A 12,711-nucleotide genomic window follows, 5' to 3' on the forward strand; every position below is an offset into this window, starting at 1 on the left:
AACTGAATTCCATTTCTTGCGTCCGTGAGACATGGTCCACAGGGGTTTCGCATACTTGGGGCATGGTCATCCGAGCGGTTCTCTGGGACATCGACGACACCCTCTTCGACTACACGGGGGCCGACGCCGCCGGGCTGGCGAGGCAGGTGGAAGCCGCGGGTCTGGCGGACCGGTACGGGACCCCCGCGCAGGCGCTCGCGCTGTGGCGGGAGATCACCGACCGGCACTGGGCGCGCTTCGCGGCCGGCGAGGGCACCTTCCAGGGGCAGCGGCAGGAGCGGGTGCGGGAATTCCTGGAGGAGCCCGGGATGACCGCGGACGAGGCCGACGCCTGGTTCGACCGGTACGTGGAGCACTACAAGGCCGGCTGGAGCGTCTTCCCCGACGTGGTGCCCGCCCTCGACGCCCTCGCGGCCGACTACCGGCACGGGGTGCTCTCCAACTCCTCCCTCGCCAACCAGGACCCCAAGCTGCGCGACCTCGGGCTCCGCGACCGCTTCGAGGTGCTGGTCTGCGCCGTCGAACTCGGGATCAGCAAGCCCGAGGCGGGGGCCTTCCTGGCCGCGTGCGAGGCGCTCGGGCTGCCGCCCGGCGAGGTGGCGTACGTGGGGGACCAGCCGGAGATCGACGCAAGGGGAGCGCGTGACGCCGGGTTGACGGCCGTCTGGATCGACCGCGACGGCGGCCGCGGCCCCGGGCCCGACGGCGCGCACCGCATCGAGGGCCTTGACCAGCTCCCTCAGCTGCTGGCACGGGATACCCGTTTTGGAGCACGGTCAGGCATCCGGTAATGTTCTTTCTGCGCCGCCGGAGCGGGCCGAGAGGCCGGACGGAGGCGCCACCCAAAGAAAAGCCCCCGCAAGGGGTTGACTTTTGGTGGGGTATAGTGTAATTGGCAACACGAGGGTTTCTGGTTCCCTTATTCTAGGTTCGAGTCCTGGTACCCCAGCGCAGTGCAGCAGTAACGCAGTGCTTTGCCCCCGTTGTGTAGCGGCCTAGCACGCCGCCCTCTCAAGGCGGTAGCGCCGGTTCGAATCCGGTCGGGGGTACAGATCCTTCCCGCGAGATCTCTTGGGTCGCACCCGGACGTCTCGAAGCAGGATCGCTAGGGCCCCCGTTGTGTAGCGGCCTAGCACGCCGCCCTCTCAAGGCGGTAGCGCCGGTTCGAATCCGGTCGGGGGTACTGGTCTGGTCTAGACCACTTTGGGCTATAGTGTAATTGGCAACACGAGGGTTTCTGGTTCCCTTATTCTAGGTTCGAGTCCTGGTAGCCCAGCGCAGTAACAGCAGCACCAGCTAGCCCCCGTTGTGTAGCGGCCTAGCACGCCGCCCTCTCAAGGCGGTAGCGCCGGTTCGAATCCGGTCGGGGGTACGCATCGAAGAGGCCCTCCGCGTTCATCGCGGAGGGCCTCTTTCGTATATGCCGGCGCACAGATAAGTAACGGGCCCGAAGGCGCGTGTCAGGACGTGTGCGGCGTCGTACGCGCCCCCGGGCCCGGGGGACGGGCGGGGGAAAAGGCCCTGTGGGCCCGAAGGGGCTCAGCCCGAGCGGCGCAGGGCCTCCGTGAGCCGGGCGGCCGCGTCGATGACGGCCTGGGCGTGCATCCGGCCCGGGTGGCGGGTCAGCCGCTCGATCGGTCCGGAGACCGATACGGAGGCCACCACGCGGTTCGACGGCCCGCGCACCGGCGCCGACACGGAGGCCACGCCGGGCTCCCGCTCGCCGATCGACTGCGCCCAGCCGCGACGCCGGACGCCCGAGAGCGCCGTCGCCGTGAAGCGCGCGCCCTGAAGACCGCGGTGGAGCCGCTCGGGCTCCTCCCAGGCCATCAGGATCTGCGCGGCCGAACCGGCCTTCATCGGAAGCGTCGAGCCCACCGGGACGGTGTCCCGAAGGCCCGACAGCCGCTCCGCGGCCGCCACGCAGATGCGCATGTCTCCCTGACGGCGGTAGAGCTGCGCGCTCTCTCCCGTCACGTCACGGAGGTGGGTGAGTACCGGTCCCGCCGTGGCCAGCAGGCGGTCCTCGCCGGCCGCGGCGGCGAGCTCCGCCAGCCGCGGTCCGAGGATGAACCGGCCCTGCATGTCCCTCGCCACCATCCGGTGGTGTTCCAGTGCCACGGCAAGGCGATGTGCCGTGGGTCGTGCGAGCCCTGTCGCCGCGACCAGCCCGGCGAGGGTGGCCGGACCGGACTCCAGTGCGCTCAATACCAGAGCTGCCTTGTCGAGAACGCCGACGCCGCTAGAGTTGTCCATGAAACGATATTCGCGTCTCACACTGTGAAACGCAAGTTCAATTTTTCCAAGAACCAGCGAGTCTGTATGTGCGGGTCCACGAACCACTGGGTCCGAGCCGTCGTCCGGGACGTGGGGTACGGGCGGCACGGCGCACAAGATCTCTATGAAGCGCCGGCACAACCGGCCGGCCGGAGGGAAAGCGATGGGTAGGACACTCGCGGAGAAGGTCTGGGACGACCATGTCGTCCGGCGCGCCGAAGGCGAGCCCGACCTCCTCTTCATCGATCTGCACCTGCTGCACGAGGTGACCAGCCCGCAGGCCTTCGAAGGACTGCGTCAGGCCGGCCGCAAGGTCCGACGCCTCGACCTCACCATCGCGACCGAGGACCACAACACCCCCACCATCGACATCGACAAGCCGATCGCCGACCCGGTCTCCCGCGCCCAGCTGGAGACGCTGCGGGCGAATTGTGCCGAGTTCGGCGTGCGCCTGCACTCGCTGGGCGACGTGGAGCAGGGCGTCGTCCACGTCGTGGGACCGCAGCTGGGTCTGACCCAGCCCGGCACCACCGTGGTCTGCGGCGACTCGCACACCTCCACGCACGGCGCCTTCGGCGCGCTGGCCTTCGGCATCGGTACGAGCCAGGTCGAGCACGTGCTGGCCACCCAGACGCTGCCGCTGGCCCGCCCGAAGACGATGGCGATCACCGTCACCGGCGCGCTGGCCGAGGGCGTCACCGCCAAGGACCTGATCCTGGCGATCATCGCCAGGATCGGCACCGGCGGCGGCCAGGGCTACATCCTGGAGTACCGGGGCGAGGCCATCGAGAAGCTGTCGATGGAAGCCCGCATGACCATCTGCAACATGTCGATCGAGGCCGGTGCCCGTGCGGGCATGATCGCCCCTGATCAGACCACCTTCGACTACCTGCAGGGCCGTGACCACGCCCCCACGGACAAGGACTGGGACGCGGCGGTCGAGTACTGGAAGACCCTGCGCACGGACGACGACGCGGTCTTCGACGCGGAGGTCGTCATCGACGGCACCGCGCTGTCCCCCTTCGTCACCTGGGGCACCAACCCGGGCCAGGGCGCGCCGCTGTCGGCCCACGTCCCCGACCCGGCTTCGTACGAGGACGCTTCGGAGCGCCTGGCCGCCGAAAAGGCCCTGGAGTACATGGGGTTGACCGCCGGACAGCCGCTGCGGGACATCAAGGTCGACACCGTCTTCGTAGGTTCCTGCACCAACGGCCGCATCGAGGACCTGCGCGCCGTCGCCGGCATCGTCGAGGGCCGCAAAGTCGCCGACGGCGTACGGATGCTGGTCGTCCCGGGCTCGGTCCGGGTCGCCCTGCAGGCCGTGGAAGAGGGTCTGGACAAGGTCTTCAAGGAGGCCGGCGCCGAGTGGCGGCACGCGGGCTGTTCGATGTGTCTGGGCATGAACCCCGACCAACTGGCTCCCGGTGAACGCTCCGCGTCCACCTCCAACCGCAACTTCGAGGGCCGGCAGGGCAAGGGCGGGCGCACCCACCTGGTCTCCCCGCAGGTGGCCGCCGCCACCGCGGTGCTGGGCCATCTGGCCTCGCCCGCCGACCTGTCCGCCGCCGACGCGACCGCCGGAGTCTGAACCATGGAAGCCTTCACCACCCACACCGGCCGGGCCGTCCCGCTGCGCCGCAGCAACGTCGACACCGACCAGATCATCCCGGCCCACTGGCTGAAGAAGATCACCCGCGACGGGTTCGAGGACGGGCTCTTCGAGGCCTGGCGCAAGGACCCGGAGTTCGTCACGAACCGCCCGGAGCGCGCCGGCGCGACCGTCCTGGTCGCCGGCCCCGACTTCGGTACGGGTTCCTCGCGCGAACACGCCGTCTGGGCCCTGCAGAACTTCGGCTTCAAGACGGTCATCTCCTCCCGCTTCGCCGACATCTTCCGCGGGAACTCGCTGAAGAACGGCCTGCTGACCGTCGTCCTCCCGCAGGAGACCGTCGAGCAGCTGTGGAAGCTGACGGAGGCCGACCCGGCCGCCGAGATCACCGTCGACCTGGTCGACCGCCAGGTGCGAGCGGAAGGCGTCGTCGCGGAGTTCGAACTCGACGACAACGCCCGCTGGCGTCTGCTGGAGGGCCTGGACGACATCTCGCTCACCCTTCAGAACGAAGCGGACATCGCCACGTACGAAAGCGCCCGACCCACCTTCAAGCCGCGCACGATTCAGGCCTGATTCCTGCCTGATCAGCGCTTATTCACCTTCGGGTGATCACATCGACAACACTGTGCCCCCCGCCCTCCGGCGGGGGGCACAGCCGTTTGTTGAGGCCCCGTGAGGCGACAACTCGCCCCAGATGGCACAATCTGTGCATGGAACGCGACAGTCAACTCGAGCTCTACGAACTCGTCGCGGACCGGTTGAAAGAAGCACACACACGGGTGCGCTCACTGCAAGTCCCGGAGGGCGTAAGGATGGCGCTGTCCCGGAAGCTGTTGGTCGTCACGGCCGCGGCGAAGCATGATCTCGCCGATGCGGCAAGGCGCCTGGACAGGTTGATGAAGGACCTCGACGAGGGTCGATTCCCTGAAGGCGACTGATGCGAAGGAACTCCGTAACGGCCTACAGCGTTGCGGCACTAGGGTGATTAGCCCGTTTCGTGTTTGATTTGCGGTATATATCCGCCTAACGTGCGAAATAAGCTTGAACACATTCGTTCTGGCGAAGTCTCCGAAGGGGAAGACGTGAACAAGGCGCAGCTCGTAGAAGCGATTGCCGACAAGCTGGGCGGCCGTCAGCAGGCCGCGGATGCTGTCGACGCGGTACTGGACGCGATCGTCCGCGCTACCGTCGCGGGCGACCGGGTCTCGGTCACGGGCTTCGGCTCGTTCGAGAAGGTCGACCGTCCGGCCCGTTACGCCCGTAACCCGCAGACGGGTGAGCGCGTCCGGGTCAAGAAGACCTCTGTGCCCCGCTTCCGTGCCGGCCAGGGCTTCAAAGACCTGGTCAGCGGCACCAAGAAGCTCCCCAAGGGTGGCGAGGTCTCCGTGAAGAAGGCGCCCAAGGGCAGCCTTACGGGTGGTGCCTCCGCGACGGTCAAGAAGGCCGCGGCGAAGAAGGCCACCACCGCCAAGAAGGCCGCGGCGAAGACCACGGTCGCAAAGAAGGCGACGGCGAAGAAGGCCACCGCGACCGCCAAGAAGGCGGCGGTGAAGAGCACGCCCACGGCGAAGAAGGCCACGGCCACCGCGAAGAAGACGACCGCGACCGCCAAGAAGACGACGCCCACGGCGAAGAAGACCACCGCCGCCGCGAAGAAGACCGCCCCGGCGGCCAAGAAGGTCACCGCCGCGACGAAGGCGCCCGCCAAGAAGACGGCGACGCGCAAGGCCACCGCGAAGAAGACCACGGCCCGCAAGAAGTAGGGGTACGGGTCACACACGCCGGGCCGGCTTCCCCCTGCTGGGGAAGCCGGCCCGCGGTGCGTTCCGTCGCAGGTCAGACGGCCGGGCGGCCGAACGGCCGGGCGGTCAGAAGGTCTGCAGCGTCACCAGGGTGATCCGCAGGCCCGCGCCCTCGCCGTCCGTCTCGATCCGCACCCGCTGCCCGGGCCGCAGCAGACGCAGGCCGCCCGCGTCGAAGGCCGGGGCCTCGAAGGGCACCGGGGTGCCGTCGTCCAGCAGCACACTGCCGCTGCGGGTCTCGGAGTCGTACGTGTACGCGGTCGCCTGCATACGGGCACTGTATCGGGCGGTGTGGCGCCCCACGCCGAGGGTGAGCGCGGTGCGCAGATCGGCCGCCGTGTCCACGTCCCGGCGCACGCTGTCGACGTCCGCCAGAGCGATTTCCACCGCCCCCGAGGCCGAATGTCTGGCCCGTGACGGCCCCCCGAAGGAGGGCGCCAATTCCACGTCCGGCGCGGCGGAAAGCAAGGTCGTCCCGATTCCGGCCGCATCCGCCAGAAATGCCCGCGGAAATACCGAGGCGTTTTCGAGCACGCGTAGCAATTCGGGGGGCCGCAGCGCCGGCAGATCGGCGTTCATCGCGGCGACCGCGGCACCGGGCCGCCCCGACCGCGCCGCCCGCGCCCCGTGGGCCAGCGCCGCGTTGAGCCCGGCCGCCGGGGCGTCCGGCACGATCCGCGCGCCCAGCCGGGACAGTTCCGCACCGGCCGCCGCGTCGTCCGTGACGACCACCACATCCGCGACCGCCGCGCAGGCCAGGGCCCCGGCGACGGTGTCCTGCGCGAAGGCCAGCGCGAGCCCGGGACGCGAGGCGCCCACGGCCGCCGCGAGACGGCTCTTGGCCACCGCCAGAGGCTTCAGCGGGACCACCAGACTCCAGACGGCGTTCGTGACGGACCCCTTCCCTGCGGCGCGCTCCGGCCCAACCCCGGACCATGGTCAGGTCATGGCCGGGTCATGTGTCGGCCCATTGTCGCCTCCCCCCGGGCGACCCGGGAGCCCGGTGGCGTGAGCGGGGCGTACGGTGTTCTCGACAGAGACCGGCCCCGGGGCGACACTTGTCCGGCCGACGAGGTGCCCAGACTCCCCAGCCGACGCTGGGAGGTACCCCAGCCCACCGGTCCAGAGGAAAGGTGTCCGAGTGTCCCGCCGCAGAATCGGCTTCTGGTACCGCCTGGCGGCGGTCATCGCAAAACCGCCGCTGGTAGTGCTCTTCAAGCGGGACTGGCGGGGAATGGAGCACATTCCGGCCGAGGGCGGCTTTATCACCGCCGTCAATCACAACTCGTATCTGGACCCGCTCTCCTACGCGCACTTCCAGTACAACACCGGCCGAGTGCCCCGATTGCTCGCGAAGGCCGCCCTCTTCAAGGTCCCTATTGTCGGGTCGATCCTGCGCGGCTCCGGCCAGATCCCCGTCTACCGGGAGAGCACCAACGCCCTGGACGCATTCCGGGCCGCGGTGGACGCGATCGAGCGCGGTGAATGCGTGGCCTTCTACCCGGAGGGCACCCTCACCCGCGACCCCGACATGTGGCCCATGGCCGGCAAGACCGGCGCCGCCCGCGTGGCGCTGATCACCAGGGCACCCGTCATCCCCGTGGCCCAGTGGGGCGCGAACCTCGCGATGCCCCCCTACGCCAAGGAGGACAAGGTCCGGCTCTTCCCGCGCAAGACCCTCCAGGTGCTCGCCGGACCGCCGGTGGACCTCTCCGCCTTCTACGACCGGGAACCCACCCCGGACGTCCTGCGGGAGGTCACCGAGGTCATCATGGCGGCCATCACCGGCCTGCTGGAGGAGGTGCGCGGCGAGACCGCGCCCGAGCAGCCGTACGACCATCGCAACGCCAGGGCGGAACAGCGGCGCAAGGCCGCAGGGGAGGGCAACAAGTGACACGTCCCGTGAAGGCGACCGTCTTCGGAACAGGCTCCTGGGGCACGGCCTTCGCCATCGTCCTCGCCGACGCCAGCTGCGAGGTGACGCTGTGGGGCCGCCGCCAGGAGGTGGTCGACGCCATCAACACCGGCCGGACCAACCCGGACTACTTCCCCGGCGTCGAACTCCCCGCGAACCTCAGGGCCACCACCGACCCGGCCGAGGCCGCGGCCGGCGCGGACTTCACCGTCCTCGCCGTCCCGTCCCAGACCCTGCGCGAGAACCTCGCCGCGTGGGCGCCCCTGCTGGCCCCCGACACCGTGCTCGTCTCCCTGATGAAGGGCATCGAACTCGGCACCGCCAAGCGGATGAGCGAGGTCATCGAGGAGGTGGCCAAGGTCCCCGCCGAGCGCATCGCCGTGGTCACCGGCCCCAACCTGGCCGCCGAGATCGCCGCCCGCCAGCCCGCCGCCTCGGTCGTCGCCTGCGTGGACGAGAGCGTGGCCCAGCGCCTCCAGGCCGCCTGCCACACCGCGTACTTCCGCCCGTACACGAGCACCGACGTCACCGGCTGCGAGCTCGGCGGCGCCGTCAAGAACGTCATCGGCCTCGCCGTCGGCATCGCGGACGGCATGGGCCTGGGCGACAACACCAAGGGCTCGCTCATCACCCGCGGACTCGCCGAAGCGACCCGCCTCGGCGTGGCGATGGGCGCCGACCCGCTCACCTTCTCCGGCCTCGCGGGCCTCGGCGACCTGGTCGCCACCTGCTCCTCGCCGCTCTCCCGGAACCACACCTTCGGCACCAACCTCGGCCGCGGGATGACCCTGGAGGAGACCATCGCGGTCACCAAGCAGACCGCCGAGGGCGTCAAGTCCTGCCAGTCCGTGGCGGATCTGGCCCGCCGCCACGGGGTCGACATGCCCATCACCGACACCGTGGTGGACATCGTCCACCACGGCAAGCCGACGCTGGTCGCGCTGAAGGAACTGATGAGCCGCAGCGCCAAACCGGAACGTCGCTAGCTCCTTTCCGGACGCATGAGCGGGTACTCTCGTGGCGATATGAGCAGCGAGAACCTCCCCCAGACCCCTGAGCAGCAGGGCCGCAAGCCCCGCGTGGCCGTCGTGTTCGGCGGCCGCAGCTCGGAACACGCCATCTCGGTCGTCACGGCGGGCGCCGTGCTGCGCTCCATCGACCGCTCCAAGTACGAGGTGCTGCCCATCGGCATCACCACGGACGGCCGATGGGCGCTGACCGCCGACGAGCCCGAGCGGATGGCCATCGCCGACCGCAAGCTCCCGAGTGTCGAGGAGCTCGCCGACTCCGAGGACGGCGCCGTCGTGCTCTCGGTCGACCCCGCCAGCCGCCAGGTCGTCTACACCGAACCGGGCGCCGTCCCCAAGGCCCTGGGCGAGGTCGACGTCGTCTTCCCCGTCCTGCACGGCCCGTACGGCGAGGACGGCACCCTCCAGGGCCTCCTGGAGCTCTCCGGCATCCCGTACGTCGGCTCCGGCGTCCTCGCCTCGGCCGTCGGCCAGGACAAGGACTACATGAAGCGGGTGTTCACGTCCTTCGGGCTGCGCGTCGGCCCGTACGTGACCATCCGCCCCCGCGAGTGGGAGGCCGACCGGGACGCGGCCACGGGCAGGATCCTGGACTTCGCCGCCGAGCACGGCTGGCCGCTGTTCATCAAGCCCGCCCGCGCCGGCTCGTCCATCGGCATCACCAAGGTCGACGACGCCTCCGGCCTGGACGCCGCGGTCAAGGAGGCCCGGCGCCACGACCCGAAGATCATCGTGGAGGCGCTGCTGCGCGGCCGCGAGATCGAGTGCGGAGTCCTGGAGTTCGAGGACGGGCCGCGCGCGAGCGTCCCCGCCGAGATCCCGCCGGTGTCCAGCCACGACTTCTACGACTTCGAGGCGAAGTACATCGACTCCGCCTCCGGGATCGTGCCCGCCCCGCTCACCCCGGAGCAGACCGCCGAGGTGCAGCGGCTCGCGATCGAGGCCTTCGAGGCCGCGTCCTGCGAGGGCCTGGTGCGCGCCGACTTCTTCCTCACCGAGGACGGCACCTTCGTCATCAACGAGATCAACACGATGCCGGGCTTCACGCCGATCTCCATGTACCCGCTGATGTGGCAGAAGACGGGCATCGAGTACCCGGAGCTGGTGGACAGTCTGATCCAGGCGGCCCTGCGCCGCTCCACCGGCCTGCGCTGACAGTCGTCCGAAAAGCCGACCGCCCGCCGACCGCCTTCGAGGCGGTCGGCGGGCGGTCGGCTGCTCGGTACCCCGTGCGCGGTACGCGGAGCGCGGTACTCAGTAGGAGGCGATGCCCTCGGGCACGGTCGCGGTGATGGCCGTGGACAGGCCGACCAGCATCCCCGCATCCGTGGCATGCTCCTTGTCGACCTGGACCTCGGTGTAGGCCAGCCGCAGCCCGGTGGTGAACCGGAACCCCCCGCCGGAACCCTCGTCGAGCTTCTCCAGCAGCCAGGCGACTCCGTTCACGTGGACGCCCTCCTGCTTCGGATCGAGCATCTTGGGGGGCTTGGGGATACCGCACCGCAGTACGATCGCCGAGCCGCCCCACGCGGCCGTCAGATCGGACTCCGGTTCGGTTCTGGTCCGCGCCAGGCCGGCCACCGTCTCCGGGAGCTCCTTGTGCAGTGCCGCACAGAGTCCCGCGACGGCGGCGGGCGGCGTCGGCGGTGGGTCCACCCGGGCTTCGGATCCGCCCGGGGAGCACGCCGCGGCGGCCAGGACGGCCATCGAGGCGGGCAGGGCGGACAGGGCGCGGACACGCAGGGGCCGGTGGTGGAGGGACATCACCGGCCAAGAGTAGACGGGGGCTACAGATGGACCACCGGGCAGGTCAAGGTGCGGGTGATCCCCTCCACCTGCTGGACCTTGGCGACGACCATACGGCCGAGGTCGTCCACGGTGTCGGCCTGGGCGCGCACGATCACGTCGTACGGGCCCGTCACATCTTCGGCCTGGATCACCCCCGGGATCTGGCCGATGGACTCGGCGACGAACGACGCCTTGCCCACTTCGGTCTGGATAAGGATGTACGCCTGTACCACGGAACCTCCAGGGCGGCCACGAGGATCATTTCCCCTAACCTTCGGGTGGGCCCCACACGATTGAACGGGCCGGGGGAAGAAGGGACGCCACGGTACCGCGTCGCCGTGCGCCGCGGGGAGACCCGCGGGCCCGGCGCCACGCACAGCGGGGCGTACGGAGAGCAGAAGTTGACGTATCTGTTGACGGTACCCAGAGCTGAGACGGCTCGCGACCGCAAGCGGACTGGGCAAGAAGGGGCACAGCGATGAAGGGCACTGTCGGCGAGCTGGGGGAGTTCGGGCTGATCAGGGAGCTCACCTCACGGCTCACCACCACCCCGGCGGTCCGGCTCGGGCCGGGCGACGACGCCGCGGTGGTGTCCGCCCCCGACCGGCGGGTCGTGGCGAGCACCGACATCCTGCTGGAGGGCCGGCACTTCCGGCGCGACTGGTCCACGGCCTACGACGTCGGCCGCAAGGCCGCCGCGCAGAACCTCGCCGACATCGCCGCCATGGGCGCGGTGCCGACCGCGCTGCTGCTCGGCCTCGTCGTCCCCGCCGAACTGCCGGTCACCTGGCCCACCGAGCTGATGGACGGGATCCGCGACGAGTGCCAGGTCGCCGGCGCGGCCGTGGTCGGCGGGGACGTCGTCCGCGGGGACGTCATCACCGTCGCCATCACCGCCCTCGGCGACCTGCGCAACCACGAGCCCGTCCTGCGCTCCGGCGCCCAGCCCGGCGACGTCGTCGCCGTCACCGGCTGGCTCGGCTGGTCCGCGGCCGGCTTCGCCGTGCTCTCGCGCGGCTTCCGCTCCCCGCGGGCCTTCGTAGAGGCGCACCGGCGCCCCGAGCCGCCGTACCACGCGGGCCCCGCCGCCGCCGGACTCGGCGCCACCGCCATGACCGACGTCAGCGACGGCCTGATCGCCGACCTCGGGCACATCGCCGACGCCAGCAAGGTACGGATCGACCTGCGCTCGGCGGCCGTCGACATCCCGACCCAGATGCACGACATCGGGCAGGCCGTCGGCGTGGACCCGCTGCAGTGGGTGCTCACGGGGGGAGAGGACCACGCGATCGTGGCGACCTTCCCGCCCGACGTGAAGCTCCCCGCCCGCTGGAAGGTCATCGGCGAGGTGCTCAACCGCTCCGCGCTGCCCCAGGTGACCGTCGACGGCGCGCCCTGGACCAGCACCGGAGGCTGGGACCACTTCGGGGCCGACCCGGCCGCCCAGGACGGCGCGCCGTGAGCTCCGCCCCGCCGCTGTGCCTGACCGTCGCCGGATCCGATTCCGGCGGCGGCGCGGGCATCCAGGCCGACCTCAAGACCATGCTGGCGCTCGGGGTCCACGGCATGAGCGTGGTGACCGCCGTGACGGCGCAGAACTCGCTCGGGGTACGGGGAGTGTGGGAACTGCCCGCCGAGGCCGTCACGGCCCAGTACCGGGCCGTGGTGGACGACATCGGGGTCCAGGCCGTGAAGACCGGCATGCTCTCCTCCGCCGCCCTCGTGGAGACGGTGGCCGGGCTGCTGGCGGACACCCGCGCCCCGGCCGTCGTGGACCCCGTCGGGGTCTCCAAGCACGGGGACGCGCTGCTCGCCGCCTCGGCGCTGGACGCCGTACGCAAGGAGCTGCTGCCACGGGCCACGGTGGCCACCCCCAACCTGGACGAGGTGGCCCAGCTCACGGGCGTGGTGGTGGAAACCGAGGACGACATGCGGCGGGCCGCCGACGCGATCCTCGGCCACGGGCCGCGGTGGGCGCTGATCAAGGGCGGGCACCTCGCGGCGCACCGCCACGAGGCGGTGGACCTGCTCACCGACGGCACCGATGAGCGGTGGCTGCGCGCCCCGCGGCACGACAACCGGCACACCCACGGCACCGGCTGCACCCTCGCCAGCGCGATCGCGGCGGGCCTGGCCAGGGGACTGCCCGTCCCGGAGGCGGTCATGGCCGCCAAGGAGTACGTCACGGGCGCCATCGCCGCCGGCTTCGCGCTCGGCGGGGGCATCGGCCCGGTGGATCACGCCTGGCAGTGGCGCTGAACCCGCTGCGACAGCCCGGCCGGCCCTCCG

At 70.5% G+C, this 12,711-nt stretch carries 13 protein-coding genes, 5 tRNA genes and 1 pseudogene; 15 read left to right on the forward strand and 4 right to left on the reverse strand.

From position 1 onward, the window contains the following. The first annotated feature begins 62 nt into the window (after positions 1 to 62). The 6 genes from ACZ573_RS28700 to ACZ573_RS28725 all read left to right on the forward strand — a co-directional run bounded on the left by ACZ573_RS28700 (position 63) and on the right by ACZ573_RS28725 (position 1,372). The gene (locus ACZ573_RS28700) at positions 63 to 791 is read left to right on the forward strand and encodes an HAD family hydrolase (RefSeq protein WP_471309424.1); all 729 of its coding nucleotides are present in this window, start codon (positions 63 to 65) and stop codon (positions 789 to 791) included. Positions 792 to 877: 86 nt separating this feature from the next. Continuing rightward, positions 878 to 949 (forward strand) — tRNA-Gln (locus ACZ573_RS28705). A gap of 27 nt (positions 950 to 976) precedes the next feature. Next, positions 977 to 1,049 (forward strand) — tRNA-Glu (locus ACZ573_RS28710). Positions 1,050 to 1,110: 61 nt separating this feature from the next. Further along, positions 1,111 to 1,183, forward strand: a tRNA-Glu gene (locus ACZ573_RS28715). A 21-nt stretch (positions 1,184 to 1,204) separates the two neighbouring features. Further along, positions 1,205 to 1,276: transfer RNA gene (locus ACZ573_RS28720), tRNA-Gln, on the forward strand. Positions 1,277 to 1,299: 23 nt separating this feature from the next. After that, positions 1,300 to 1,372: transfer RNA gene (locus ACZ573_RS28725), tRNA-Glu, on the forward strand. 167 nt (positions 1,373 to 1,539) lie between these two features. On the opposite strand, the gene ndgR is transcribed toward ACZ573_RS28725, so the two are convergent. Beyond that, positions 1,540 to 2,256 carry an IclR family transcriptional regulator NdgR gene (ndgR, locus tag ACZ573_RS28730; protein WP_007266782.1) on the reverse strand — a complete coding sequence of 239 codons (717 nt, stop codon included), beginning with the start codon at positions 2,254 to 2,256 and terminating at the stop codon, positions 1,540 to 1,542. Positions 2,257 to 2,440: 184 nt separating this feature from the next. On the opposite strand from ndgR, the gene leuC reads away from it, so the two are divergent. The 4 genes from leuC (at position 2,441) to ACZ573_RS28750 (ending at position 5,652) form a co-directional block, all read left to right on the forward strand. Further along, positions 2,441 to 3,865: a 3-isopropylmalate dehydratase large subunit gene (gene leuC / locus ACZ573_RS28735; protein ID WP_471309428.1), complete on the forward strand. Its 1,425-nt coding sequence runs from the start codon at positions 2,441 to 2,443 to the stop codon at positions 3,863 to 3,865. A 3-nt stretch (positions 3,866 to 3,868) separates the two neighbouring features. Next, positions 3,869 to 4,462: a 3-isopropylmalate dehydratase small subunit gene (gene leuD, locus ACZ573_RS28740; RefSeq protein ID WP_301366290.1), complete on the forward strand. Its 594-nt coding sequence runs from the start codon at positions 3,869 to 3,871 to the stop codon at positions 4,460 to 4,462. A 137-nt stretch (positions 4,463 to 4,599) separates the two neighbouring features. Further along, positions 4,600 to 4,827 (forward strand): SCO5555 family protein, encoded by a 228-nt coding sequence (locus ACZ573_RS28745; RefSeq protein ID WP_030009267.1) that lies wholly within the window; start codon positions 4,600 to 4,602, stop codon positions 4,825 to 4,827. A gap of 144 nt (positions 4,828 to 4,971) precedes the next feature. Continuing rightward, positions 4,972 to 5,652 (forward strand): HU family DNA-binding protein, encoded by a 681-nt coding sequence (locus tag ACZ573_RS28750; protein WP_471309433.1) that lies wholly within the window; start codon positions 4,972 to 4,974, stop codon positions 5,650 to 5,652. 312 nt (positions 5,653 to 5,964) lie between these two features. On the opposite strand, the pseudogene cofC reads toward ACZ573_RS28750, so the two are convergent. Further along, positions 5,965 to 6,564 (reverse strand): annotated as a pseudogene (gene cofC, locus ACZ573_RS28755) (2-phospho-L-lactate guanylyltransferase); the annotation flags it as partial. A gap of 268 nt (positions 6,565 to 6,832) precedes the next feature. Here cofC and ACZ573_RS28760 point away from each other — a divergent pair. Genes ACZ573_RS28760 through ACZ573_RS28770 form a run of 3 tightly spaced genes read left to right on the forward strand, consistent with a single transcriptional unit; the run spans position 6,833 to position 9,789 of the window. After that, positions 6,833 to 7,585: a lysophospholipid acyltransferase family protein gene (locus tag ACZ573_RS28760; protein ID WP_471309436.1), complete on the forward strand. Its 753-nt coding sequence runs from the start codon at positions 6,833 to 6,835 to the stop codon at positions 7,583 to 7,585. Further along, on the forward strand, positions 7,582 to 8,592 hold the full coding sequence (locus tag ACZ573_RS28765; protein WP_471309440.1) for an NAD(P)H-dependent glycerol-3-phosphate dehydrogenase: 1,011 nt from the start codon (positions 7,582 to 7,584) through the stop codon (positions 8,590 to 8,592). The genes ACZ573_RS28760 and ACZ573_RS28765 overlap by 4 nt, the downstream gene beginning before the upstream one ends. 39 nt (positions 8,593 to 8,631) lie before the next feature. After that, positions 8,632 to 9,789, forward strand: coding sequence for a D-alanine--D-alanine ligase family protein (locus tag ACZ573_RS28770; protein ID WP_301366285.1), 1,158 nt, complete (start codon positions 8,632 to 8,634; stop codon positions 9,787 to 9,789). Positions 9,790 to 9,888: 99 nt separating this feature from the next. On the opposite strand, the gene ACZ573_RS28775 is transcribed toward ACZ573_RS28770, so the two are convergent. Together ACZ573_RS28775 and ACZ573_RS28780 are read right to left on the reverse strand one after the other, a co-directional pair. After that, positions 9,889 to 10,398: a DUF3515 domain-containing protein gene (locus ACZ573_RS28775; protein WP_471309442.1), complete on the reverse strand. Its 510-nt coding sequence runs from the start codon at positions 10,396 to 10,398 to the stop codon at positions 9,889 to 9,891. Positions 10,399 to 10,421: 23 nt separating this feature from the next. Further along, on the reverse strand, positions 10,422 to 10,655 hold the full coding sequence (locus ACZ573_RS28780) for an Lrp/AsnC family transcriptional regulator (protein ID WP_030011290.1): 234 nt from the start codon (positions 10,653 to 10,655) through the stop codon (positions 10,422 to 10,424). A 245-nt stretch (positions 10,656 to 10,900) separates the two neighbouring features. Here ACZ573_RS28780 and ACZ573_RS28785 point away from each other — a divergent pair, with 245 nt between their 5' ends. Continuing rightward, positions 10,901 to 11,884 (forward strand): thiamine-phosphate kinase, encoded by a 984-nt coding sequence (locus ACZ573_RS28785; protein ID WP_373044997.1) that lies wholly within the window; start codon positions 10,901 to 10,903, stop codon positions 11,882 to 11,884. Further along, a complete protein-coding gene (gene thiD, locus ACZ573_RS28790) occupies positions 11,881 to 12,681 on the forward strand; it encodes a bifunctional hydroxymethylpyrimidine kinase/phosphomethylpyrimidine kinase (protein WP_471309446.1) in 801 nt (266 codons plus the stop codon). Before ACZ573_RS28785 ends, thiD begins: the two co-directional genes overlap by 4 nt. Positions 12,682 to 12,711 lie beyond the last annotated feature (30 nt).

This window comes from Streptomyces sp. NPDC040545, assembly GCF_055595065.1.